The organism is Methylobacterium sp. J-043 (assembly GCF_022829505.1).
GTDB classification, from domain to species: Bacteria; Pseudomonadota; Alphaproteobacteria; order Rhizobiales; family Beijerinckiaceae; genus Methylobacterium; species Methylobacterium extorquens_A.
Genome location: NZ_JAKSYB010000049.1, coordinates 192,972 through 217,296 on the forward strand (window position 1 = coordinate 192,972; position 24,325 = coordinate 217,296).

Below are 24,325 nucleotides of genomic sequence, written 5' to 3' on the forward strand. Positions count from 1 at the left end.
ACCTACTCCAACGACAACCACATCCGCGCCTCGATCGGTGCTCGGGCAGGGCTCTTGGGGCAGTCCTCGGCCGGGGCGTCGGACAGAAGAACCGTTTCCAGGCTCACGCCGCGCAACTTGCGCCCCGCTCGGGCAAGCGCAGCGGCGATGGCCGGGGCCAGCAGGTCGGCCTTGAGCCCATCACGGAGTGGCACGCTGGCCCTACGGCTGTCGATCGATGCGGTCCAGCGCGGATCGTCGGCGAGGCGCGCCATCACCGCGCAGCGATCGAACAGCCCGGCCGGGCCGAAGGTCGTGCGCCCGAGCGCGATTACGCTTGTGGATGCGAGCGTACCCTGCGCGCGTGCGAGGGCCGCCGCGACGCCTCCCGCATCGCGCGGACAGTCGCCCGTCAGCGTCGGCGTGCCGTCCGGCGCCAGGACAAGATCGAGCGCGCAACGGCTCACGGTGGCCGCGCTTGTGCCGCTGCCATCGCAGGAGAAGACGACCAGCGTCAGGAGCGCGAGAACGAACCTGCACGATCTCATCGTGGAATTTTCCGGAATCCTACCGAGGACAGCTTCGACGCCTGGGACGCTCCACCTGCAATCCGGCGGGACGATACGCCACCCTCCGGCCTCACCGGCAATGAGACCGGCCCAAACAAAAAGCGGCGCGCCCATGGGGCGCGCCGGCTGAGGTGACTCGCGGTCTCAGGAACGAGTCGTATTACTTTATCCAATATACCAGAGTGTGTCTGTATCTTTCCGGCGACACTTATCCCTCTTGCTCACGTTTTTGTGAGGAATGAATGACGCCGGCGAACGTATGTCACCTTTTCGCCAGGGCGTCGGCGAAGGCGACGATGCGGTTGCGGGCGTAGGTCGGCACGCCGGCGCTGATCGAGGTGCCGGTGTTGAACGAGGAATTGCCCATCAGCACCTGCACCGGCAGCAGGTTCTTCAGCACCGGCACGCGGGCGTATTCCTGTTTGCGCTCCAGCACGTCGGCCTTGATGGCCAGAGCCATGTAGGTCGTCACCACCGTCCGGTTCGGATCGTCCGGGGCCGGCTGCATCACCGCCAGGAACTTGCCGAAGCGCAGGATCTGGTTGACCCAGAAGATCGTCTGTTCGAGGCCACCCGCCACGGGCGTGTCGATCTTCGTGAGCGCCGCGAGGCCCGCCGCCTCGGCCGGCGGCAGCACCCGCAGCTCGCTCTGGAACGAGACGAACTCCGCTATCCTTTTCGAGGAGCCGAGTTCGAGCTTGTTGGCAAGCTTCACGCCGAGCGGCAGCTTGCCCTCGAGATCGTAGCGCGACTCGATGCAGACGCCGCCTGCCCCGCACCAGGGCCGGTCGGGACGCTTGGCAAAGGCGGCGACCGGGTCCTTGGTCGGCGTCACCTCCGCCGGGTCGAGCCGCTTGTGGCGGATCACCGGATCCATCTTGGCCAGGAAGTCCAAGTTGGCAAACGCCGAGAGATCAATCGCGGAGGGCGGCTTGGCCACGACGAAGCGGCCTTCCGCAACATAGACCTTCAGGGTCTCGTGGCGCGGTTTGGCGACGCCGTTCACCGTCTGGGTGTAGTCGGGCTCGGTATAGCCGGGCCAGGGGCTGAGCGCGGCGGCCTCGGGACCCCGCGCCTTCCGCCACGCCTCGAAGGCGATCAGCCCGCTCTCCGGATTGGTCGAGGCAGCTTCGCGGTGGTCAGTGAACAGCACCGTGCCGGGCTTGAGGCTCGCGGCGTCGCCGGGCGTCAGGGCCGGCACGTCCTTGACCCGGTCGGAGACCAGGGCGGCGGGCTTCGGAAGATCTTTTGCTGCCTCTTGCGCGCGCGCGGGCACTGCCAGCGCGAGCGCGACGAGAAGGGCGGCCGGAAAAAGCCTGGGCAAAGCGGACCTCGGAGGAGTCGATGAGGGAGGGCGTCGGAGGGCGCCAAAGGCGTAGGCTCAGTAGCCGGGATCGTCGCCGAACAGGTAGTCGGGATCGCGGCGGCGCTGGCGCGCGCGGGTGTCGCCCTCATCGTCGAAGGGCGAGCCGAACGGCACCGGGTTGACCTGCCCGTAGCGGTCGCGGCCGGGCCAGGCCTGCGGCTCCTCCCGGCGGTCGCGGCGCAGGCCCCAAGGATCGACAGTCCGGTCGGTCTCGGCGCTACGGCGCTGCGCGAACGGGTCTTCGGTGCTCCGGCGCCCACCCGGCAGATTGCCGAAGAAGTCACCGGCGACATCCGCCCCGTCCTCCGCATTGCCGTAATCGCCGTCCTCCGCGTCGGGGCGCATGGCGTAGAGCGTGTCGCGGGGCACCAGCGCGTATTGCGTGTCGGCGACTTGGCCGCCCTTGAGGCGGAAATGCTCGATGAAGCCGCCGCCCGCGACACGCTGGCCGCTCCTCGGCTCGATCGGCAGGTCGGCAATCAGCGCCTTCGCCTCCGGAGAAGGCGGCGCCAGCGGCGTGCGCGCCACCCCGTTGGCCCAGGCCGCCTGGAAGATCGCCTTTGCCACCGGCACGGAGACGTGGCCGCCGGTCTGGCCACGGCCGAGCGTGCGGCGCACGCCGTCGGCGTTGTCGTAGCCGGCCCAGACCACCACGGTGATCTCATTCGAGAAGCCGGCGAACCACGCGTCGTTCTCGTTCTCCGAAGTGCCGGTCTTGCCGGCGACGTAGGCCGAAATGCCGGAGAGCGCCGCGGCGGTGCCGTGCTGGGTCACGCCCTGAAGCATAGTCTTGAGCTGGTAGAAGGCGACCCGGTCGGCCGAGCCGATCCGCACCGGCGCCTTTTCGGGATGGCTGTAGACCGGCTTTCCGTCGCGCTCGACCGATTCCAGCGCGTAGGCACTCGGGCGCGCGCCCTCGTTGGCGATGGCGGCGTAGAAGCTCGCCAGATCGATCATCCGCACCGGCTGGGCGCCGAGGACGAAGGGATAATAGCGCTCGCATTCGGCGTAGAGCTGGGCCTCCAGCGCGATGTCGCAGACGCGCTGCAGGCTGTCGGGGGCCTTGGGGGCGATGCCGCCCTGGAGCAGGCGGGCGGTGACGAGGTTCTTCGAGAATTCGAGCCCGCGCCGGATCGTCGTCGCGCCGGAGCCGCCGCCGTCATAGTTCTTCGGCGACCAGGAATCGCCCGTTCCGCCGATCGGCGGCAGGGTCACGGCGGAATCCATCACCAGCGTGTTGGGCTGGAGCCCCGCATTCAGCGCCGCGAGGTAGGTCAGCGGCTTAAGGGTCGAACCCGGCTGGCGCACGGCCTGCGTCACCCGGTTGAGCTGGCTCAGCGGATAGGAGAAGCCCCCGCTCATCGCCAGGATCCTGCCCGTGCGGTTCTCCAAGACGATGGCCGCGCCCTGGACGGTCGGGCGCACGCGCAGGTCGGCCCGAAGGCTACCCTTGCCCTCGCGCAGGCGCACCCGCACGGCATCGTAGAGCTGAAGTTTTCCCCGCGCGGAGCCGGGCTCCAGGCTCGCGACCCGGCCGTCGGGCAGGCCGACCCTGGTGCCATTCTTACCCGCTTGGAGCACCACCGCGAGCGGCCAGCGCACGTCGTAGAGCGGCGGCCGGGCGGAGACGAGCGCGCGCTGCCAAGGGGGCTGGATCACGGGCTGGATCGCGGGCGGGGCGGCGGGTTTGGACGGTGCCTTCGCCGCCGCCTTGTCCGCCCCTTTCTTGGCGCCCCTCTTTGCCTCGGGCGCAGGCGGCGGCGCGGCCGGCTCCGACGCAGGCGCAGCGGCTTCGATGCGCTTGATCGCCTCGGCGAGGTTCAGCTCCGGCCCCTCGTAGCGGGCGCGGCCGGTGCCGCGCTCGTAGGTCGCCAGCCCCTCCTGAAGCGCCCCTTCGAGCGCGCTTTGCAGGCCGGCATTCACCGTGGCGCGCACGGTGTAGCTCGCGTTGGTGAGCGATTCGAGGCCGGCGAAGCTGCGCGCCTCGCGGGCGACCTGATCGACGAGGTAGAAGCCGGAATCCTGGCGCGCGGCGTCCGGCGGCTTGATGCCGAGATCGGAGGCGACCGCTGCGTTCATCTGCGCCTCGGTGATCGTGCCCTCTTCCTTCATCCGGCTCAGCACGTAGGCGCGGCGCTCTCGCGCCCGCTCCGGGTACTTGTCCGGGCTGTAGTAGTTCGGCCCCTTCGGCAGGCCGGCGAGCAGGGCGGCCTCGGGCAGGCTCAGCGCGCCCACCGACTTCCCGAACCAGCTCCGCGCGGCCATCTCGATGCCGTAGGCGCCGCGGCCGAGATAGATCCCGTTGAGATAGAGGCCGAGGATCTGCGGCTTGGTCTGGAGCCGCTCCAGGCGCGAGGCCACGATCATCTCGCGGATCTTGCGCTCGTAGGTGACGTCGTCACCGACCGAGAGGTTCTTGACCACCTGCTGCGTGATGGTCGAGCCGCCGGCCGGGCGCCCCGGCGAGGCGAGGTTGCCGACGAAGGCGCGGATCACCCCACGCTCGTCGATGCCGTGGTGCTGGTAGAAGCGCTTGTCCTCGGCGGCGACAAAGGCCTTTTGCACGAGGTCGGGCACGCCCTCGATCGGCACGACGAGGCGGCGCCCATGCGTCTCGAAGGTCTCAGAATAGGGTTTGCCTGCCGCCTCGAGGATCACGCTGGCGCTGGGCAGCTTGATGTCGCGCAGGGCCTCGGCCGAGGGCAGATCCTTCACGGCGTTGTTGTAGAAGGCGATCACAGCCGCCGCCTCGAAGGGGGAGTTGGCCGGGCTCTCACCCTTGCAGAACTGCTTGTAGCTCGTGTTCAGCTCGGCGATGTCGAGCCCGTGCAGGATCTTGGGCGCGCTGTCGCCCGCCACAGCGCTCGGATCCTCCATGGCGGTGGAGATCAGCTCGTCGAGATTGATGTCCTCAATGTCGAAGGACTTGCGCATGTGGGCACAGCCGTCGCGCAGGATCGCCACGACCTGCGCGCCATCCTTGGCCGGGTCGAACTGGGTCCGCACCGCATCGGGCCGCGTCGTGACCTGGGACAGGGTCAGCGCGGTCGCGAACAGCTTGATTAGGATGGCGTTCATCGAGCGGTTGAGGTCCCCGGCCGGCACGCGACGGACAAGCGTGTCGGTGCCGATCAAGCGGCGCACAACGCGGCTGATTTATGGACGCGTGCGCCCGGACGCCACGGGGCGGGCACGGGACGGGGATGCGTCGGCGGCGGGTGTGGATGCAAAGCCCGCACGACGAAAAAGGGCGACCGCCGCGCGCGATCGCCCCTGAACGTCCCGCGGCGGCCGGCCGCTTCTCGGATGGAAACCGCCCTCAGCGCAGGAGCTGGAGGATGCCCTGCTGCGCCTGGTTGGCGAGCGACAGCGCCGAGATGCCCAGCGACTGACGGGTCGAGAGCGCCTGGGAGTTGGCCGCCTCTTCGTTGAGGTCGGCGTTGGTCAGGTTCGAGGCGCCGGTATCGAGGATGTTGACGAGCCGCTTGGTGAAGTCCTGCCGGTTCTGCACGACCGAGAGGTTCGAGCCGAAGGTCGAGCTCGCCGTGCGCAGGGTATCGGAGCCTGCCGTCAGCTTGGTCAGCGTGCCCTTGATGTCGGCGTCGAGCAGGAAGTTGCCCTGTCCGTTCACCGTCGCACCCGAGTTACCGGTGATCGAGGTCAGATTCAGGCCATCGGCCGTCAGATCCTTCCCCTGCACATCGAGATTGGCGGTGTCGCGCTCGTTGAAGGTGATGTGCAGCTTGTTCGAGGCATCGCTGCTACTAATCAGGTTGACGCCGTTGAAGCTCGAATCCTTGGCGAGCTGCGTGATCTGGATCAACAGGCTATTGTACTGCTCGGCCAGCTTCGTACGCGCCTCCACGCCCGAGATGGTCAAGTTAGCGCTGTTGCTTGCGGCCGGGTTGCCGGTGCCGTACTTGTTGGCCGTGGCGCTGCCCGTGCCGGCGGCAAAGCCTAGAGCGGTCTGGCCGCCCGTCGTCGCGAACTCGACCGCCGCGCTGGCATTCAGCACGATCTTCTTGCCGGTCGTGTCCTTAGAGAACATCGTCGAGCCGGCCTGAGAGTTGAGCGCGGTGATGGCCGTGTCGATCGAATCGCCGGTGGCAATGGTCGCGGTCTTGCTCGTGCCGTTGATGTAGAAGGTGACGCTGGCGTTGGTCGCGGCGGTGAAGTCGTTGGCCGCGGTGCCGGTCGTCGTGATCTGCGTCGAGAGCGCTTGGTTGGCGGTGGATTTCGCCGAGTCGATCAGCTTCTGGATCGAGGTGATGCCCTGGTTGGCCGCCTGGATCGTCTGGATGCCGTTCGAGATCGAGTCGAGCAGCGAATTGAGATCGCCCGAACGGCTGCTGAAGGACTGCGCCGTGAAGAAGTTGACCGGGTTGTCGAGCGCCGACGAGACCTTCAGTCCCGTCGCCAGCCGGTTCTGGGTGGTAGCCGTCAGGGCCGAGGTGTCCTGCAGGGAGAGCAGGTTCTGGCGGGTGGCGGCGGAAAGCGTGACGCTGGAAGACATGGGTAACAACCCCGTTCAGATCGATACCGATCCGGCATTAGGGTTAATTCACCATGTCCAGGGTTTCTTAAGCGTTAACGATCTCTTCGAGGCCGGATAATTTCCAATTTTTGCAACGGGTCGACAGCCGGAACAAGGTCCCGGCCGTCTCTTTTGCTGGCGCGATGCGTCTCAGGGAACGCGATCAGCGAAGGAGCTGGAGGATGCTCTGCTGTGCCTGGTTGGCGAGCGAGAGCGCCGAGATACCCAGCGACTGACGGGTCGAGAGCGCCTGGGAGTTGGCTGCTTCCAGGTTGAGGTCGGCGTTGGTCAGGTTGGCCGCGCCGGTATCGAGGACGTTGATCAGGTTCTTCGAGAAGCTCTGACGGTTCTGCACCACGGAGAGGTTCGAGCCGAAGGTCGAGCTCGCCGTGCGCAGGGTGTCCGAGCCCGAGGTCAGCTTGGTCAGGGTACCCTTGATGTCGGTGTCGAGCAGGAAGTTGCCCTGGCCGTTCACCGTCGCACCCGAATTGCCGGTGATCGAGGTCAGCTTGAGACCGTCGGCCGTCAGATCCTGGCCCTGGACGTCGAGGTTCGAGGTGTCCTTCTCGTTGAAGGCGATGTGCAGCTTGTTCGAGGCGTCGCCGTTGCTGATCAGGTTCGTGCCGTTGAAGCTCGAATCCTTGGCCAGCTGCGTAATCTGGGTCAGCAAGCTGTTGTACTGGTCAGCAAGCTTGGCGCGAGTATCGACGCCCGAGATGGTCAGGTTGGCGCTGGCGCTCGCAGCCGTATTGCCGCTGCCGTACTTGTTGGCCGTATCGGTACCCGTGCCGGCGGCAAAGCCCAGTGCGGTCTGGCCGGCCGTCGTCGCGAACTCGACTGCCGAACTCGCGTTCAGCACGATCTTCTTGCCGGTCGTATCCTTGGAGAACATCGTCGAGCCGGCCGCTGTGTTCAGCGTCGTGATGGCCGTGTCGATCGAATCGCCACTGGCGATGGTCGCCGTCGTCGCCGTGCCGTTGACATAAAGCTTGACGCTGGAACCGCCGGAACCGGGAGCGGTGTAGTCGTTGGCCGCGGTGCCGGTCGTGGTGATCTGCGTCGACAGCGCCTGATTAGCGGTGGATTTAGCCGAGTCGATCAGCTTCTGGATCGAGGTGATGCCCTGGTTGGCCGCCTGGATCGCCTGGACGCCGTTCGAGATGCCGTCGAGCAGGCCGCCGAGATCGGTCGAGCGGTTCGACAGGTTCTGAGCGGTGAAGAAGTTGACGGGGCTGTCGAGGGCGGAGGAAACCTTGAGGCCGGTGGCAAGGCGGTTCTGGGTGGTGGCCGTCAGGGCCGAGGTGTCCTGCAGCGAGAGCAGGTTCTGACGGGTGGCGGCCGAAAGCGTGATGCCGGAGGACATGGGGGCGATCCTTGTGGGTCTTGATGCCGCCCTTTTGGCGACACCCGGACCTTCCATCCCGCGCCTTGCCGAGACCTTAATCCGACCGTCCGATTCCGCTGCTTTCGCCCGTCAAACGCAAGCATCGCGCAAAGCCGTGCGATCGTGGTTAAGAGAACATCACGGTCTTTGCTTCGTTTCGTCCCACCAAGGAACTGTTCATCATGGCCCTGCGCATCGAGCTCAAGCCCCAGGAGCGGCTGATCATCAACGGCGCGCTGATCCGCAACGGAGACCGCCGCTCGACCTTCGTGATCGAGAACCAGTGCAAGTTCCTGCGCGAGAGCGAGATCATCACCGAGACCGAGGCCGACACCGCCGCCAAGCGGCTCTGCGTCACGCTCCAGTTCATCTATCTGGCCGACAACCCGCCGGAGGCCGAGGATCTGTTCGTACGCCAAGCCACGGAGATCATGAAGGCGTCGCCGAGCATGGCGCCCTACATCCTCGCGATCCAGGACGAACTCTCGGCGCGCCAGTATCACCGCGCGATCAAGCACGGGCGCGAGCTGATCGCCTACGAACGCCAGCTCCTCGACCATCTCGAAGCGAGCCGCGATGCAGGCGCGCCGCAGAGCTGAGCGGCGCTCTTCGAACGCCGGATCAGACGATGCCGCTCTTCTCGTAGGGCCAGGGCTTGCCGAGATGGGCCGCGACCCGGGCGACATCGGAGCCCACCGCCTCGACCGCCGCCTGCACCTGCTCCGCCGGCACCTCGAACCGGCGCGCCCAGTAGGCGCGGTCCCGCGGCGCATCGAGAACCACCTCGGCGGGATCGCCGCTCGCTGCGTGCCCCTCGGCATGTCCCGCGTCGGATGCTTCCTGCACCATACCCCTGTCCTCCCAAGCACGTCCGCACGAAGACGCAGACCAACGGAGGGCAAACCGGCGGGCGGGGCAGGTTGGTTCCGCCGAGAGCCGTCCGCTCATGCCTCGCGAGGGGCCCCCGCCGGTCGCCGGCGTGCCGGAGCGGCTGCGATGTGGAAGGCGGCCGGGCGCCGGAACAGGAAATCCAGGCGCGAACCGCGCACCAGCCGCTCGAAGGCCAGGGGCACCGTGACCGCCGCCACGGTCACGACGAGGCTCGCGAGCCCGAGATCGAGGGCGAGGTCGGGCCGGGCCTCGTTGAACCGGGCGATCCCGGTGCGGGTCAGCGCCATCGGCAGGAAGAAGCCGAGATAGATCACGATGGAGCGCTCGCCGCAGGCGCGCAGCGCTGCGGTAACGGGGCCGCCCGCTCGCGTCATCAGCCCGGCAAAGGCGACGATGGCGAGCGCGCCGACCGTGCCGAGCGCCAGGCTGACCACCGGCAGGCGCGCGAGCGTCGGCAGCGCCTCGATCCCCGTCGGCGTGAACACGAACACGGCCTCCAGCACGGCCCAGAGGGCGAGGCCCGCGAGCGCCAGGCCCGCCCGCTCGCGCACCCGGTCGGCGAAGCGGAAGATCCACTCGGCGAAGAGATAGCCGCCGAGGAAGTAGACGTAGCGCTCGCAGAACTCGTCCAGGAGTTCGGGCAGGCCGCTCGTCGGCAGGATCTGCAGCAGAGCCGCCGCGACGAGCAGCAGGGCCGGCGGCACCCGGCGGTGGAGCAGCTTCGTCACCACCGAGAACACCGCGAGCAGGTAGACGAACCACAGCGTCGAGTAGGGCACCACCAGCGCCTCCGCGAGGTGCAGGCCGAAGGCGGCGAGCTTCTCCGCGCTCCCGTCCGCTCCGGCGACGATCGAGCCGGCCTTGAACAGCGATTGGATCACCACCCACAGTCCGTAGAAATAGGCGAAGTGGACCACGCGCCGATCCGCGAACAGCCGCCAGTCGCGGTCGATCACCCGGCCGAGGAAGAGCCCCGAGAGCAGGAAGAAGTCGGGGATCCGGAACGGCTTGGCGAACTCGACGACCGTGTGCAGGAAGCCCTCGCCGCCGAGCGCCTCGCCGGTGCCGAGCGTCGAATGCATCATCACGACGAGGATGATGCAAAGGCCCTTGGCGACATCGACCCAGGCGAGCCGGGCGGCCTCTTCGGGACGCGGGCGAAGGGGGCGGGTGGCCGCGGTGGACGCTGCGGTGGGCATCGCGGTCATGGGAGGCGGACCTGGTGCGGGCGGGATCGAGCCGCGATCGTGGCGCCGAAGCGTTAAACGCCCGCGAGCGCGGCCCGACGATTTCGCCGTGCGGTTAACATCGCGGGAAGACGGCCGGAGGATTTCCCCGCCGTGGCCGCCGGCCGAGCTGAGACAGGCGACGTGCCCTGCGCAGTCCGTTCACCATCCGGCCGGGTCGCCGCCGCGGCGCAACGCTTTCATCAGCCTCGGCAGGCAGTGCTCCGGCCGGACAGCAAGAGGACGGGTGAGGAAGAATGCGCATCGTGTCAGGCGGCGAGGGCGAGTCCACGACCGTCCAACTCTCGGAGATCCTCGGCGCCTTGAGCCACGCCCTTGATCTGACGGAGGGCCAACCCGTCGGGCATTGCGTGCGCGCGACCTGGATCGGCTTCCATATCGGCCGGCAGATGGGCCTGCCCGACCTGCAGCTCTGGGAACTCTACCACACCGTGATGCTGAAAGACCTCGGCTGCTCCAGCAATGCCGCGCGCATCTGCGAACTCTACCTGTCGGACGATCTGAGCTTCAAACGCGACTTCAAGACCGTCAGCGACAGCCTGCCGAAGGTTCTCGGCTTCGTCTTCTCGCATACGGGTCTCAAGGCCGGTTTGGCCGACCGCTTCCGGGCGGTGCTCAACATCCTGCAGAACGGGGGGACGATCGTCGACGAACTGATCCAGACCCGCTGCCAACGCGGCGCCGAGATCGCTCGGCAGTTGCGCTTCCCGGCCAGCGTCTGCGAGGCCATTCACGCCCTCGACGAGCACTGGAACGGCGGCGGGCGGCCCGACCGGCTCGCCGGCCCCGCGATCCCGCTCTATGCCCGCGTGGCGCTGCTCGCCCAGGTGGTCGACGTCTTCCACACCTCCGCCGGCCGCGCGGCGGCCCTGGCCGAGGTGCGGGCGCGCGCCGGCACATGGTTCGATCCGCAAATCGTCGCCTGTTTCGAGGCGGCCGCGGCCGCCCCCGGCTTCTGGGAGACCCTGGCCTCCGACGCGGTCGAGGCGGCGGTGTTCGCCCTGGCGCCCCGCAGCCCGATCACCGTGGACGAAGACTACCTCGACGACATCGCCCGCGCCTTCGCGCAGATCATCGATGCCAAGAGCCCGTTCACCTCGGGCCATTCGGAGCGCGTCGCGGTCTATGCCGACATGGTCGCGGCCGAACTCGGCTACACGCCGGAGCGCCGACGCTGGCTCAAGCGGGCCGCGCTGCTGCACGACGTCGGCAAGCTCGGGGTCTCGAACGCGATCCTCGACAAGAACGGCAAGCTGGACGAGGCCGAGTGGCAGGACATGCGCAACCACGCGGCATTGTCCGAAACCATCCTGACACGGGTCGCCGCCTTCCACGAGATCGCCCGGATCGGGGGCGGCCACCACGAGCGGCTCGACGGAAGGGGCTATCCGCGCGGGCTGAAGGGCGAGGCGATCGCACCCGAAACCCGGATCGTCTCGGTCGCCGACGTGTTCGACGCCCTGACCGCGGACCGGCCTTACCGGAAGGCGATGCCGGTGGAGAAGGCGCTCGCCATCATGCGCGGCGATGTCGGCACCGCGTTCGATCCGGACTGCTTCGCGGCGCTGGAACGCGCCATCGCCGGGCTCGACATGGACTTGGCGCGGGTGGACGCGGCGGCATAGGGCGGACGTACGGCTCATCCAAGGTCCCTCGCGCCTACCGCCGCGAGTTCGCATCGCCGCGTCGGGTGCGGGTCTTGCGCGTCGGGGCGTGGAAGTCGTCGGGTTTGCCGCGCACCCAATCGAGGAAGCGGGCGATCTCGGGATCGGCGCGGAGCGCCTCGACCTCGGCGAGCCGCCGGGCGATCTCGGCCTCGCTGTAGCGGGCATGGATCGCCGAGTGGCAGATCTGATGGAGCCGTACGGTCGCCCCGTGGGCCCCGCCCTTCATCTTCGGCGTGAGGTGATGCAGGCTCTGGCGCGCATGGGCCGGAATCGGCCGCTCGCAGAGCGGGCAGACCGGCGTGTCCGCCGGCTTCGGTCCGTGCGTCTCGGGATCCGCGTCGCGCCAGCGACGGGCGCGCCGCCCCACCACCCTGTGTCTCCGTCCAGCGACCCGGTCCCGCCGGGCGCGAGGGAAACGGACAGAGGGTCCGCACGGCTCCCGCCGAGGCCACGCGTCACGTGCGCCGGCTTGATCGCGCGGCGCGCCTTGTTGCGACGAAGGGTGCGCGCTACGCCCAGGGTTCAAACGGCGATACGGGTGGGCGGCATGAAGCGGACAACCATCGACTCCAAGCTCTCCGTGGCCCATCAGCCGAGCCTCGCGGAGATCGAGGCGCTCGGTCGTGAGGGCGTGCGCCTTCTCATCAACAACCGCCCCGACGGCGAGGAGCCGGGCCAGCCCGGCACGGCAGCCGAGCGCGCGGCGGCGGAGGCGGCGGGCCTGCGCTACCTCGATCTCCCGGTGACCGGCCCCACCCTCACCCGCGACGCGGTGGAGCGCTTCCACGCGGCGGTCGAGGCGGCACCGGGCCCGGTCGTCGCCCATTGCCGCAGCGGCACGCGCTCGCTGACGCTCTGGACGATCGGCGAAGTGCTCGCCGGACGCCTCCGGCGCGACGAGGTGGCAGCCTACGGCGCCCGCCACGGCTACGACCTCTCCGGCGCCGAGCGCTGGCTCGACGCGAATCCGGGCTGAGTGAAACGCGCTACTGGCCCGGCATGGTGAGGATCAGCGGCCCGTTGCGCGTGGCGACGGCGGTGTGCTCGTACTGGACCGTGAGGGCGCGCGGTCGGCTGTAGAGGGTCCAGGGATCGTCGCCGTCCTCGGCGAAGTCCGCGCCCAGTGACAGGAACGGCTCGACGGTCAACACCATGCCGTCGCGCAGGATCCGGCGCTCGGACGGATCGGGCCAGGTCGCGATCTCGGTCGGCTCCTCGTGCAGCGACAGGCCGACTCCGTGGCTCGCGAGGTTGCGTACCAGGGTGTAGCCGTTCTTGTGCGCGAAGGTGCCCACCGCCCGGCCGATGCCGGAGAGCGGCTTGCCGGCGCCGACCTGCCGCAGGCCCGCCCACATCGCCCGGCGCCCGTCCTTGCACAGCCGCTCGACCGCGCGCGTCACCGGCGGCACGGCGAAGGACGCGCCCGTATCGGCAAAGTAGCCGTCTCGCTCCGCCGAGACGTCGATGTTGACCAAGTCCCCCGGCGCGATCCGGCGCTCGCCGGGGATGCCGTGGGCGATCTCCTCGTTGACGCTGATGCAGGTCGCGCCCGGAAAGGCATAGACCGCCTCCGGCGCCGAGCGCGCGCCGGCCGCCTCCAGGAAGGCCCGCCCGACGTCATCCAGTTCACGGGTGGTCATGCCGGGCTCGATCGCCCGGCCCATCATGGCCAGCGTGTCGGCGACGATGCGGCCGATCTGTTTCAGCCCCGCCAACTCGTCGTCGTTCGACACCGTCATGTCGCGTCCTTTCGCAGGGTCGGAGGAGCCGGCATCTCCGTCTCGGCCTTCGAGAGCCGGGAATGTCGTGGCCGAAGCTCCGGCCGAACCGGTTCTGCCATCTTCACGCGATCGCGCGAAGCCATCGGCATGGCGCGGGCGGCCGCATGGCCGGCATGAGTACGGGCGATCCGCTCGATGAGGCTCAACAGAGCACGCTGCCATCGCCGGAGATCCGTCGATCCCCAGAACGGACACTTGCGAATTGCGTCGCCACCCGTCGCCCACTGTCAGGCTGCAGGGAACGGGCAGCTCAAAGTTGCGTTTCGCAACCGATGGAAGGCTCGTGCCCGGTCCGATCCGGCGACAACGCCGACATCCTCGACTTTGCCCGACCGTGCCGGAGGAGTGTGAGATGGCTGGAGCGTCCGAGACATCCGGGGCGGGCCATCCGTCCGGCCTGCTGCCGATTGGACCGGCCCGCCTCGACGCGATGAGCGCCGTCCTGGCCCGCAACTGGTGGCTCGTGGCCCTACGCGGCGCGCTTGCCATCCTGTTCGGGATCATCGCCTTCGTGGCGCCGGGCGCCTTCGTGCTCTCGCTGGTGCTGTTCTTCGCCGCCTACATGCTGGTCGATGGTTTCTGCGGCATCGCCGCCGCATTGCGGGCGGCGCAGCGGCACGAGCGTTGGGGCTTCCTGCTGCTCGAAGGCCTGCTCGACATCGTGGTCGGCGTCGCGGCGTTTCTCGTGCCGGCGGCGGCCGTCTGGGCCTTCGTGCTGCTCGTGGCCGCCTGGGCCCTGGTCTCGGGCGGGCTGATGATCGCGGCGGCCTTCCGCCTCCACCTGCATTACGGCCGCTGGTGGCTCGGCCTCGGCGGGGCGATCTCGGTGCTGTTCGGGATCGCGCTGCTGATCAATCCCGGCATGTCGGCACTGGTGCTGACGTGGTGGCTCGGCGCCTACGCCGTGGCCTTCGGCGCCATGCTGCTGATCCTCGGCTTCCGCCTACGCTCCCATCATACGGCGCAGGCGCGGCCGCTCTCGGAGAGCGGTCGCGCCTGAAGCTCAGCAGAGCGTTGCCCGGCCCGTTCGAGGCGGGCCGGTTCGTCAGTCGCCGGCAACCGCCGGCCCCGCGGCGCTGTTGCGCCGGACCGTGACACGATTGGGAACCTGCTCGCCCTTGTCCGGCCGCCAGAGCGGTACGAGGAAGCGCAGCCAGGCACGAGTCTCCTCGCCGCCGAGATTGCGCTGGGCGATGTCGCGGGTGAGCATGGTCTGGACCGTGAACTTCTCGAAGGCGTAGCCCACGAGCCCGCCCATGGCGAACTGCCCCCCCGGCCGGTAGCCGGGCCTGTTGGTCGGCAGGTCGGTCGAGCCGAAGGCGACGGCGCCCACCTGCCACTTGCCGAAGCGCTTGGCCGCGGTCAGGTCGAGGTTCATGTAGTCGGAATAGTGCACGTTGGTCGGCGAGTTCTCCGCCAGCATCGTGCCGTAATGGAGGTTGGCCGTGACGTTCCAGCCATCGCCGACATAGCTGATCGCGAAGCGCTGGGCGATCGAGGCGGAGCGGAGCGCGAACAGCGTGTCGCTCGGCCAGAAGCCGCCGATGAAGTAGCTGACGCCGAGGTTGTCCGCGACCTTCCAGGCGATCTGGGCCGTCGTCAGTGGCTGGGCGAGACCCGCCTGCCAGGGTCCCTCCTGCGGGCTGACCGCGTTGAACGGGAACGACTGGATGAAGCGCAACTGCCCGCCGAGGACCTTCCAGGGCGTTGCCCACAGGAACACGACGAGGTTGTTGTTGCCCTGGTTGTCCCGAGGCAGCGTCCCGCGCTCAGCGAAGCTCGTCGTGAGGTTCATCTGCACGCCTTCCGGCACCTGCCAGCCCGTTGGGAGACCAACGGTGATGCCTGGGAGGGCCGCGGAGCGGGCAAGAGCCATGGAGGGCAGCCCGGCCAAACAAACGCACGTGACGATCTGCGCGTAGCGGCGCGCTTTCAGTCCGAACTGCAACGTCTTTCCCCCAATGGCTTACCCGCGTGAGCCGCCCGTCCTCGGCTTCAGCGCTTCTTGATCCGTAGCCGCCCCACCTTGAGGGACGCGGCCACGCGGCAACAGCCGAGCTAGCCCCCATCAATTGATGGAATCTTGCTTCTGTTACGATTTTTTCAGAATACAACAGATTAAAATTATTTTTCTGATCTTTTATATGTTGGGATTAAAACCGTCGTACAGGCGTATCGACGGCAGGGCCAACGTTAGAGGCCCGCTGGAATGCCCGCTCATCTCGGTCTGCACCTTGGACTGCGACGCCAATAGTCGCCAGCCGATACGGACCGCTGCGGGGGGCTCGGACGCGGTCAGGCCATCAGCGCCCGCGCGGTGTCGGCATCGGCCAGCCGACGCCCGAGCAGGCGGGCACCCTCCGCAGCCCGGCGGATCTGGGCGGCGTTGCTCTCGGCCGGGCTTCCGTCGGGCGCGAGCAGGCTGTTCTCGAAGCCGACGCGCACATGCCCGCCGAGGCCCGCCGCGACGAGGGCGCAGGCATTCTCCCGCGGGCCGAAGGCGCAGATCGACCAGAGCGGTACCCCCTCCCCTGCCGCTTCGAGGAAGGGCAGCAGATCGGCGGGCCGCGAGACCTGTCCGGGCGTGTAGCGACCGAGCACGAAGAGCGGGAAATCCCCGCCCTCGCCGAGCACGCCGCGGCGTTTGAGGTCGGCGTAGCGGGCCACCTCGGCCGGTTCGTAGAGGATGATCTGCAGGAGGATGCGCTCGCGCCGCGCCCAGGCGAAGAAATCCGCCGCCGCAGTCTCGGCCCCGGCATCCGGCACGAGTTCGCGCAAAGCCAGCGAGACCGCCTCGGGGCGCGTGGCTCGCACCACCGCCATCTGCTCCGGGCCTTGGTAGCGCCCGGCGGCCTCCGAGGTGATTTGCACCACGAGGCGGTTCCCCACCTCCGCGCGGATCGCAGCGGTGACCGAGCGATACGCCTCCGCATCGAGGAGGTGACGGCCTGCCGGATCGCGGACATGGACGTGGATCAGGGCAGCACCCGCCTCCACGATCTCGGCCGCGGTGCGGGCGATCTCGCTTTGCGTAATCGGCAGGGCCGGATGGTCGGCCTTGCTGCGGGTCGCGCCGTTGGGTGCGTTGGCGAGGATGAGCGGCGGCCAGCCGGCGTCGTGGGTCATGGGCTCGATCGTCATGGACTCGGTCTCGCGGTCGAAAAGATCAGTCGCCCGCGCTCAAGCCCAGGCGCCGCATGCGGTCGGAGAGCGTCTTGCGCGGCAGGCCGAGGGTTCGCGCGGCCTCGGCGATGCGCTGGCCGGAGGCCTTGAGCGCGTCCTCGATGACCAGGCGCTCCACCCGGTCGAGCAGGGCGTCGAGGCTCGGCGCCGCGCCGGGGCCGCCGGCGAGGTCCGGGCTCAAGAAGCCGAGGATGGTACGCTCGGCGGCGTTCTTGAGTTCGCGCACGTTGCCCGGCCAGTCGGCGAGCATCAGCGAACGGCGCAAGGACGGCGGCACCTCGATCACCGGGCGCTGGTACTTCACCGCCGCCTGGACGAGGAAGCGCTCGAACAGGAGCGGGATATCCTCGCGGCGCTCGCGCAAGGGGGGCAGGGTCAGCGTCACCACGTTGAGGCGGAAATACAGATCGCGGCGGAAGCGGCCGGCCTCCGAGAGCGCGTCGAGATCCTCCTTGGTGGCGGCCACCACCCGCAGATCGACCGGCACGCTGGTGTTCGAGCCGAGCCGTTCCACCCGCCGCTCCTGCAACACGCGCAGCAGCTTCACTTGGAGCGCCAGCGGCATGCTCTCGACCTCGTCGAGGAACAGCGTGCCGCCGCTCGCATGCTCGACCTTGCCGATGCGGCGCTTGCCCGCCCCGGTGAAGGCGCCGGCCTCGTGGCCGAACATCTCGCTCTCGAACATGCTCTCGGGGATGGCGCCGCAATTGATCGCCACGAAGGGTTTCGCCGCCCGCGCCCCGCCCTCGTGCAGCGCGCGGGCGACCTGCTCCTTGCCCGCCCCGGTCTCGCCGAGCACCAGCACGTCGGCGGCGGCCGAACTGAGCGAGGCGATGTCGTCGCGCAGCCGCCGCAGGGCCGGCGACTGACCGACGAGAAAGCGCTCCACCGCGCTGCCCGGCGCGTCGCCGCGATCGAGGGCATCGCGCAGGCGGCGGTTCTCGATCACCAGCGCCCGCTTCTCCAGGGCCCGGCGGACCACCTCGACGAAGGCGTCGTTGACGAAGGGCTTCTCGATGAAGTGGTAGGCGCCCTCCCGCATGGCGGCGACTGCCATGGCGATGTCGCCGTGGCCGGTCACGAGCACCACCGGCAATTCGGGGTCGCGGCGGCGGATGTCAGCGAGGAGTTCGAGCCCGTCGCGGCCCGGAAGGCGCACGTCGCTCACGACGATGCCGGCAAAGCCGCGGGTGATGGCCGGCAGCGCCGCCTCCGCGCTGGCAAAAGCCTCGACCGCGATGCCGGCGAGTTGCAGCGCCTGCTCCATGGCAAGCCGAACCATTTCCTCGTCGTCGATCAGCACGACCCGCGCGGCGGCTGGCTCGGCCTCAGGAAACATGTCGCATTCTCTCTACAGGGGGCGTGTCCGCGGCCTCCTTCATCGCGTCCCTGGCCACCTCCATCACGAGGTCGAAGGCGAGGCCGCCGCCGGGCATCGGCCGGGGCTGCAGGCTCGCCCCGAATTCGCGGGCGATGGCGAGCGAGATCGGCAGGCCGAGGCCGAGCCCCTCCCCCGCCGGCTTGGTGGTGAAGAACGGCTCGAACAGGCGCGCCAGCGCCGCCGCATCGAGGCCCGGCCCGTTATCCTCGACGCTGAGCACGACCTGCCCGTCCCCGGCCCAGGCGCGCACCGCGACTTCCGCACCAGGGCGCCCCTTCACCGCATCGAGGGCGTTGCCGACGAGGTTGACCAGCACCTGCGACAGGCGGATCGGCTCGAACACCACCCATCGCGCCGCCGGGTCGAGATCGGTCGTCACCCGCGCGCCCGCGTCGCGGATGCGGGAGGACAGGATCGCGAGGCTCTCCGAGACCGCTGCGCCGACATCGACCGCGACCCGCTCCGTCCCCGAGCGACGGGAGAAGCTGCGCAACTGTCCCGTGATCTTGCCGAGCCGGTCCACCAGGGAGACGATGCGGGTCAGGTTGGCCGCCGTCTCCGCCTCCCGCCCCTGGCGCAGGAAGGCGGAGGCATTGTCGGCCAAGCCCCGCATGGCGGCGAGCGGCTGGTTGAGTTCGTGGGTGATGCCCGCCGCCATCTGGCCCAGCGTCGCCATCTTCGCCGCCTGGACCAGTTCCCCTTGCGCCTCGCGCAGGTCGCCCTCGGCACGGGTCCGCTCCTCGATCTCGCCCGCGAGTTTGAGGTTGGCCGCGCTGAGATCGGCGGTCCGCGCCGCGACCGCGGCCTCCAGCGCGCGCTGCGCCGCGCGATTCTCGCGCACCCGCCGCAGGTGCTGGCGCCCGTAGAGGCCGATCAGCCCGAGCACGATGAGCGCCAGGATCGCGCCGGCCCGGGCGCTGCGCCCGGCGATGGCCACCGGCGCGGCGTCGGCGAAGAGCAGCAGCGTCCAGCCATAAGCCGGCAGGCTCGCCTCCTCGAACAGCGCGCGGGTCTGCGGCGCGGCCTCCGACCGGCTCACCAGAGGCACGCCTCCGACGGTGTCCGTCCGGCCGAGATCGATCTGGGCGTAATCATCGCGCCCGTACTGGCGCGTCCGCTCCATGGCGGCACGGGCGGCGGTGTCGAGCGGCTTCGTCGCGCGGAACTTGAGCGCCGGATCGGAGGCGAGGAAGACGATGCCGTTCTCGTCGGCCACCAGCACGCGGTCGCTGCCCTCGCGCCAGATCGTCTCCAGCGGGTCGAGGCCGACCTTGGTCGCCACCACGCCGCGCACCGTGCCGTCGATCATGACGGGCGCGCTGATGAAGTAGCCGGGCACGCCGGTCAGCGTCCCGATGGCGTAGAAGCGTCCGGTGCGTCCGGTGCGCGCTTCCGTGAAATAGGGACGATAGGAGAAGTCCTGGCCGACATAGGTCTGGGGCGTGTCCCAGTTCGACGCGGCGATGGTCAGGCCGGACGGGATCAGCAGGTAGACGACACCCGCCCCCGCCTCGCGGCTCAGCCGATGGAGATAGGCGTTGACGGTCGCGACCTGCGCCGGATCGTCGGGGGCGGCGAGCAACGACTGCACGCGCGGATCGAGGGCGGCGGCGGCCGGCAGGAAGCCGAACCGCTCGATGGTGCCCTCCAGGCTCCGGGCGTAGATCTCCGCCCGCTGGCGCGCGTCACCCGCGAGGCTTTCCGCCACTCGGGCCTCCGTCACCTCCCCCGCCTTGAGAACGGCCAAGACGGCCGCCGCCGCCAGCGCGGCGAGAATGAGGACACGCGCGGCCGTGGCGCGGGGGAAGGGCGTCACTCTCATGGACCGGACGAGGCTTCCGTCACCGCCCTCGTATGCGGTGAGCGATCTGATGCGGCTTCCGGTTGATCGGACGGGGGCCGCAACTCCCCCCTCTCCCCGCTCGGCGGGGAGAGGGGATCCGCAATCCCCGAAGCGATCATCCGGAAACGATGTGAGAGCCTAACATGGCAGCGCCGCAGGCCGAAGAAAGCCGCGGCGACGATCATCAATCCGTCGTCAGCCCCTTCATCTCCACCTGCTCGAAGCGGTGCTGCTCGGCGGTGACGAGGGCGGAGAGGTCGCGCTTCAGGGCGTTGAAGGCGGCCGAGGCGCTGTCGCGCGGGCGCGGCAGTTCCACCCGCAGGTCGCGCTTGATCGTGCCGGGGCGGTAGGTCAGCACCACGATGCGGTCGGCCAGATAGATCGATTCCTCGATCGAGTGGGTGACGAACACGATGGTCTTGCCGGTCGCCGCCCAGATCCGCAGCAGCTCGTCCTGGAGCGACCGGCGGGTCAGGGCATCGAGCGCGCCGAACGGCTCGTCCATCAGCATCACCGGGCTGTCCAGCGCCAGAACGCGAGCGATCGCCACGCGCTGGCGCATACCGCCGGACAGGTCCTTGGGGAAGCGGTCGCGGAACTCGGCGAGCTTGAGCATCTCGAGGAGTTCGGCCACCCGCGCCTGGATCGCCGCGCGGGACATGCCCTTGATCTCCAGACCGAAGGCGATGTTCTGCGCCACCGTCATCCAGGGAAACAGGGCGTATTCCTGGAACACCATGCCCCGGTCGGGACCGGGCGCGGCGACCGTGCGGCCCTCAACGTCGATGCCGCCGCGGGTCGGGTGCGAGAAGCCGGCGATGGCGTTGAGCAGCGTCGACTTCCCGCAGCCGGACGGGCCGAGCAGGCAGACGAACTCGCCGCGGTTGATGGTGAGGTCGATATCCTTGAGGGCGACGACCTCGCCACCGGGGACGGGGAAGATCTTGTCTACCCCCGAGACCACGATGTGCGGCGAGGCGGAGGCGGCCAGCGGGCCGGTGACGGGAACGGCGTCCTGCGTCACGGAAGCGATGGGATGCGGTTGCACGGACATGGGGGACCTCACGATTCCAGACCGCGATGCCAGCGGAGCAGGTGATTGTTCAGGCGGCTCACCGCCATGTCGATGACGAGGCCGAGCGCGCCGATGGTCAGCATCCCGGCGATGATCTTGTCGGACCAGAAGTATTCGCGCGCCTCAAGGATGCGGAAGCCGAGGCCGTTGTTGACCGCGATCATCTCGGCCACGATCACCACGATGAAGGCGGTGCCGATGCCGATCCGCGCCCCCGACAGGATGTAGGGAGTAGCCGCCGGCAGGATGACCCGGCGGAAGATTGTCATCCGGCTGGCGCCGAGGCTGCGGGCGGCGCGGATGTAGATCCCGTCTACGTGGCGCACGCCGGCGATGGTGTTCATCAGCACGGGGAAGAAGGCGCCGATGGCGATGAGGAACACCGCCGGAGCGTTGCCGAGGCCGAACCAGAGGATCGAGAGCGGGATGTAGGCGATCGGCGGGATCGGCCGCAGCACCTGCATCAACGGGTTGATGTGGCGGTAGATCAGGTCGCTGGAGCCCATGAACAGCCCGAGCGGCAGGGCAAGCCCGGCCCCGACGGCGAAGCCGACGACGACGCGGTAGAGCGAGGCCACCGCATCGTGCAGCATCTCGCCGGAGAAGAGCCAGAGAAACCACGATCCGTGTTCCGGATCATAGGCTTCGAGCGGGGCGAGATAGGCCCACCAGCGCACCGCCACCGCGGCGGGCGAGGGCAGCACCATCGGGTTGACGAGCCCGGCCGTGCAGGCGAGCTGCCAGAGCACGAGGATGGCGACCGGAACCGCCAGCCCCTCGGCCAGGGGTTTGAGACGGGAGGTGTTCACGGGAAAACCCTCCTCAGTTCGTGCCGGCGGAGGCCTTGGCGGCCTCCAAGAGGTCGAGCTTCACCCACTCGGCGGCCTTGGCGGGCTTCGACATCTTGCCTATGCCGTGCTCGGCCATGACGTCGGTGGTGCTCTGGATGTGGTCGGCGCTCATCTCCAGAGTGTAGGGCGAGTTGGCGAGCGCCTCCTGGAACTCCGCGGCCGTGACCTGCCCCTTGAACACGTCTTGCGTGACGAAGGTCTCGGCGGCCTTCGGATTGTCCATGAAGGTCTTCTGCGCCTTCACGAAGCACTCCATGAACTTGGATGCGAGCGGCTTCTTCTCGCCGTAGAACTTCTCCGTCATCACCAGGGTGCGGATCGGCGAGCCGACCGGCGTGTCGTAGGGCTTGATCACCTCGAGCCCGAAGCCGCGGGCGATGGCCTGGGCCGATTGCGGCTCGGTCTGCATGATCGCATCGACCTGCTTCTGCAGCAGCGCCTGGTTCAGATCCGGGTAGCCGAGATAGATCAGGTTGACGTCACGAGCCTTGAGGCCGTGCTTGGCCATCTCGGCGCCGAGCAGCACCTCCTGGATCGAGCCACGGGTGACGCCGACCTTCTTCCCCTTGAGGTCGGCGGCCGACTTGATGCCGGAATCCGGTGTCGCCAGCAGGCGGGCGCCACCCTTGGCGAAGCCGCCGACGATGAAGACCTGGGCGCCGTTGCCGCGGGCCGAGATCGCGGCCTCCGAGGCGGTGGCGCCGACATCGAGTTCGCCGGCCAGCATCGCCTGCATGATGTCGGGCCCCTTGGCGAAGATCTTGAGATCGACGGTGAGGCCGCAGGTCTTGGCGATTTCCTTGACGTAGGAGACGCCGGCGAAGTGAGCGAGCTTGAGGTTGCCGACGCGGACCACCTCCTGCGCCGAGAGCGGGAGCGGGGCGAGCAGCGCGGCGCTCGCGGCGGCGAGCGTCGCGAGGCCGCGACGCGTGAAACGGAGGCGTTCGAGCAAGGGGCTTCTCCCGGATAGCCCGGCTCTGCGGCCGGTGCGAATGGTCCGGTCGTCTCTGCAGAGCGCATGCCAGCCATGCAGGAAGCGCTCAAATTCCTGCAATTTACTGCTTGGAAAGGGTTTTTCTGGACTTTTCTAATTCACATCCGAATGACGGGTGGCGGATTTCCGCCACCTGGGCCGTCGGGGCGGCGGATGACCGCCACCCGCACGCTTTCGTGAGGAACGGGCACAGTCGGGTGACGCGTGCCGAAAACGAAGCGTCAGTCGAGCGGCACGAGGACGATGGCGTCACCTTCGAGACGCGCCTGGACCGACTGGCCCCAGCGCACGCCGCCGAGATCGTCGGCGGTCTTGTAAAGACCGTCGATGGCGACGAGTTCCGGCTCGAACTTGCGGGTGAGGATGCGCGCCCCCGGATCACCCACCGCGCCCGCGATCGCCCGGCCGCGCAGGGCGCCGTAGATGTGGATCGAGCCGCCCGCGATCACCTCTGCGCCCGAAGCGACCGAACCCATCACGGTCACGTCGCCGTCGAGATGCTGGATCACTTGGCCCGAGCGCACGGGCGCGTCGAGGACGAAGGAGCGCGTCCGGGCCGGGGCCGCGGACGCCACCAAAGCCGGAGCGGACGAATGGTCCGTCGCAGCCGGCGCCTCGGCGGCGCCGGGTTCGGGGGGCGCGATGTCCTCGACCGGCTTGCCCCCCACCAGCGGCGGCGGGAAGCCGGGCCCGAGCGAGGTCGGCCCGATGCCCTCGATGCCGAGGATGGTGATGGAGCGCCGGTTCAATTCCTCGCAAAGATAGGCGAGGTCCGAACGCTCGAAGCGCAGACCGGTCACGTCGAGGATGATCGCCCGCACCGAGAAGAAGGCGGGCGCGCGCCGCTTGAGCGCATCGAGTTCGGCAAGCCACTGATCGATCGGCGGCACGGGGGCCAGCACCATCGCCAGGAAGGAGCGGCCGCGGAAGCGGATCGGGGGACGGTCGGTCACGGGCAACGTCGCAGCGTGTGGATCATGCCCGGAAGCTTATGGCAGATCCCCGACCCGTCCGGCCAGGAGCCGGCGCTCCTCAACAGCAAAGTGGCGCGCGGGGCACCGACTGCCGAGGCGGAGGCCGGCTCCTGTCGCTCAGGCCGGGCGGGCGCCAACGCGGGCGAGCACGCCGTCGGCGACCTGCGCGTCGTAGAGGGCTCGGACGTCGGCGATGCCGAGCGGCTGGTCCGGTCCACCGTCCGCGCCCAGGAACAGGTAGATCGTGTCCTCGACCCCGCGGTGGCCGAAGAAGACGATCGCTTCGCTCTCGCCCGCCCCCTCGAAATGCGGCTCGCCGTTGACGACGCCTTCGACGTAGCTGCCCGTGGGCCGTATCTCCTTCAGCGTGCCGTCTGGGCGGTAGAAGCGCAGTTCACCCTGCAGCACCAGGGTGAAGTACGGGCAGGTGTGGCGGTGGAGCGGCTGTCGCGTCCACGGCGCGAACTTGTAGACGATATCGACAATCCCGCTCGCCGCATCGCACTTGTAGATGAAGAAGGCGACGTCATCGAAGCCGTCCAGTCTGCGCCAGGGGATGTTGCTGTCGTCGAAGGTGCTCGGCATGGTGTTTCCTCGCGATTGGGT

22 protein-coding genes are annotated in these 24,325 nt (G+C 68.8%); 4 read left to right on the forward strand and 18 right to left on the reverse strand.

Features of this window, described 5'->3' with window-relative positions; translation table 11 throughout:
• Positions 1-2: 2 nt before the first annotated feature.
• The 5 genes from MKK50_RS14040 to MKK50_RS14060 form a co-directional block, all read right to left on the reverse strand.
• Positions 3-527: a hypothetical protein gene (locus tag MKK50_RS14040; protein ID WP_499023124.1), complete on the reverse strand. Its 525-nt coding sequence runs from the start codon at positions 525-527 to the stop codon at positions 3-5.
• 283 nt (positions 528-810) lie between these two features.
• A complete protein-coding gene (locus MKK50_RS14045) occupies positions 811-1,872 on the reverse strand; it encodes a hypothetical protein (protein ID WP_499023126.1) in 1,062 nt (353 codons plus the stop codon).
• Between the two features lie 57 nt (positions 1,873-1,929).
• The gene (locus MKK50_RS14050; RefSeq protein WP_499023128.1) at positions 1,930-4,992 is read right to left on the reverse strand and encodes a penicillin-binding protein 1A; all 3,063 of its coding nucleotides are present in this window, start codon (positions 4,990-4,992) and stop codon (positions 1,930-1,932) included.
• A 241-nt stretch (positions 4,993-5,233) separates the two neighbouring features.
• Positions 5,234-6,427, reverse strand: a complete 1,194-nt coding sequence (locus MKK50_RS14055; protein ID WP_499023130.1) for a flagellin N-terminal helical domain-containing protein — start codon at positions 6,425-6,427, stop codon at positions 5,234-5,236.
• A gap of 184 nt (positions 6,428-6,611) precedes the next feature.
• Entirely contained in the window at positions 6,612-7,811 is a 1,200-nt protein-coding gene (locus MKK50_RS14060) for a flagellin N-terminal helical domain-containing protein (protein ID WP_499023134.1), read from the reverse strand.
• 203 nt (positions 7,812-8,014) lie between these two features.
• On the opposite strand from MKK50_RS14060, the gene MKK50_RS14065 reads away from it, so the two are divergent.
• The gene (locus tag MKK50_RS14065) at positions 8,015-8,431 is read left to right on the forward strand and encodes a flagellar biosynthesis repressor FlbT (protein ID WP_253373808.1); all 417 of its coding nucleotides are present in this window, start codon (positions 8,015-8,017) and stop codon (positions 8,429-8,431) included.
• Between the two features lie 22 nt (positions 8,432-8,453).
• On the opposite strand, the gene MKK50_RS14070 is transcribed toward MKK50_RS14065, so the two are convergent.
• Together MKK50_RS14070 and MKK50_RS14075 are read right to left on the reverse strand one after the other, a co-directional pair.
• The gene (locus MKK50_RS14070) at positions 8,454-8,681 is read right to left on the reverse strand and encodes a DUF3606 domain-containing protein (protein ID WP_499023136.1); all 228 of its coding nucleotides are present in this window, start codon (positions 8,679-8,681) and stop codon (positions 8,454-8,456) included.
• Positions 8,682-8,776: 95 nt separating this feature from the next.
• Positions 8,777-9,931, reverse strand: a complete 1,155-nt coding sequence (locus MKK50_RS14075; protein WP_499023137.1) for an acyltransferase family protein — start codon at positions 9,929-9,931, stop codon at positions 8,777-8,779.
• Between the two features lie 275 nt (positions 9,932-10,206).
• On the opposite strand from MKK50_RS14075, the gene MKK50_RS14080 reads away from it, so the two are divergent.
• Positions 10,207-11,595, forward strand: a complete 1,389-nt coding sequence (locus MKK50_RS14080) for an HD-GYP domain-containing protein (RefSeq protein ID WP_499023138.1) — start codon at positions 10,207-10,209, stop codon at positions 11,593-11,595.
• A gap of 34 nt (positions 11,596-11,629) precedes the next feature.
• Here MKK50_RS14080 and MKK50_RS14085 read toward each other — a convergent pair whose 3' ends face one another.
• The gene (locus tag MKK50_RS14085) at positions 11,630-12,007 is read right to left on the reverse strand and encodes a restriction endonuclease (protein ID WP_499023139.1); all 378 of its coding nucleotides are present in this window, start codon (positions 12,005-12,007) and stop codon (positions 11,630-11,632) included.
• A gap of 177 nt (positions 12,008-12,184) precedes the next feature.
• Between MKK50_RS14085 and MKK50_RS14090 the strand changes: the two genes are divergently transcribed.
• Positions 12,185-12,613, forward strand: a complete 429-nt coding sequence (locus MKK50_RS14090; protein ID WP_499023142.1) for a protein tyrosine phosphatase family protein — start codon at positions 12,185-12,187, stop codon at positions 12,611-12,613.
• 10 nt (positions 12,614-12,623) lie between these two features.
• On the opposite strand, the gene map is transcribed toward MKK50_RS14090, so the two are convergent.
• Positions 12,624-13,376 carry a type I methionyl aminopeptidase gene (gene map, locus MKK50_RS14095; protein WP_253373802.1) on the reverse strand — a complete coding sequence of 251 codons (753 nt, stop codon included), beginning with the start codon at positions 13,374-13,376 and terminating at the stop codon, positions 12,624-12,626.
• 394 nt (positions 13,377-13,770) lie between these two features.
• Between map and MKK50_RS14100 the strand changes: the two genes are divergently transcribed.
• Positions 13,771-14,418 carry an HdeD family acid-resistance protein gene (locus MKK50_RS14100; protein ID WP_499023143.1) on the forward strand — a complete coding sequence of 216 codons (648 nt, stop codon included), beginning with the start codon at positions 13,771-13,773 and terminating at the stop codon, positions 14,416-14,418.
• Positions 14,419-14,463: 45 nt separating this feature from the next.
• Here MKK50_RS14100 and MKK50_RS14105 read toward each other — a convergent pair whose 3' ends face one another.
• The 9 genes from MKK50_RS14105 to MKK50_RS14145 all read right to left on the reverse strand — a co-directional run bounded on the left by MKK50_RS14105 (position 14,464) and on the right by MKK50_RS14145 (position 24,304).
• The gene (locus MKK50_RS14105) at positions 14,464-15,366 is read right to left on the reverse strand and encodes a transporter (RefSeq protein ID WP_499023144.1); all 903 of its coding nucleotides are present in this window, start codon (positions 15,364-15,366) and stop codon (positions 14,464-14,466) included.
• Between the two features lie 347 nt (positions 15,367-15,713).
• Positions 15,714-16,544: a beta-keto acid cleavage family enzyme gene (locus tag MKK50_RS14110; protein ID WP_499023192.1), complete on the reverse strand. Its 831-nt coding sequence runs from the start codon at positions 16,542-16,544 to the stop codon at positions 15,714-15,716.
• A gap of 40 nt (positions 16,545-16,584) precedes the next feature.
• Positions 16,585-17,940, reverse strand: coding sequence for a sigma-54-dependent transcriptional regulator (locus MKK50_RS14115; RefSeq protein ID WP_499023145.1), 1,356 nt, complete (start codon positions 17,938-17,940; stop codon positions 16,585-16,587).
• Positions 17,930-19,804 (reverse strand): sensor histidine kinase, encoded by a 1,875-nt coding sequence (locus MKK50_RS14120; protein ID WP_499023148.1) that lies wholly within the window; start codon positions 19,802-19,804, stop codon positions 17,930-17,932. Before MKK50_RS14120 ends, MKK50_RS14115 begins: the two co-directional genes overlap by 11 nt.
• A gap of 205 nt (positions 19,805-20,009) precedes the next feature.
• Complete coding sequence (locus tag MKK50_RS14125; protein ID WP_499023150.1) at positions 20,010-20,879, reverse strand: ABC transporter ATP-binding protein; 870 nt, start codon at positions 20,877-20,879, stop codon at positions 20,010-20,012.
• An 8-nt stretch (positions 20,880-20,887) separates the two neighbouring features.
• A complete protein-coding gene (locus tag MKK50_RS14130; RefSeq protein ID WP_253373795.1) occupies positions 20,888-21,709 on the reverse strand; it encodes an ABC transporter permease in 822 nt (273 codons plus the stop codon).
• Positions 21,710-21,722: 13 nt separating this feature from the next.
• Positions 21,723-22,703 carry an ABC transporter substrate-binding protein gene (locus MKK50_RS14135; protein ID WP_499023152.1) on the reverse strand — a complete coding sequence of 327 codons (981 nt, stop codon included), beginning with the start codon at positions 22,701-22,703 and terminating at the stop codon, positions 21,723-21,725.
• 263 nt (positions 22,704-22,966) lie between these two features.
• Positions 22,967-23,698, reverse strand: a complete 732-nt coding sequence (minC, locus tag MKK50_RS14140; protein ID WP_253373793.1) for a septum site-determining protein MinC — start codon at positions 23,696-23,698, stop codon at positions 22,967-22,969.
• A gap of 138 nt (positions 23,699-23,836) precedes the next feature.
• Entirely contained in the window at positions 23,837-24,304 is a 468-nt protein-coding gene (locus tag MKK50_RS14145) for a cupin domain-containing protein (protein WP_499023156.1), read from the reverse strand.
• Between the last annotated feature and the right edge of the window lie 21 nt (positions 24,305-24,325).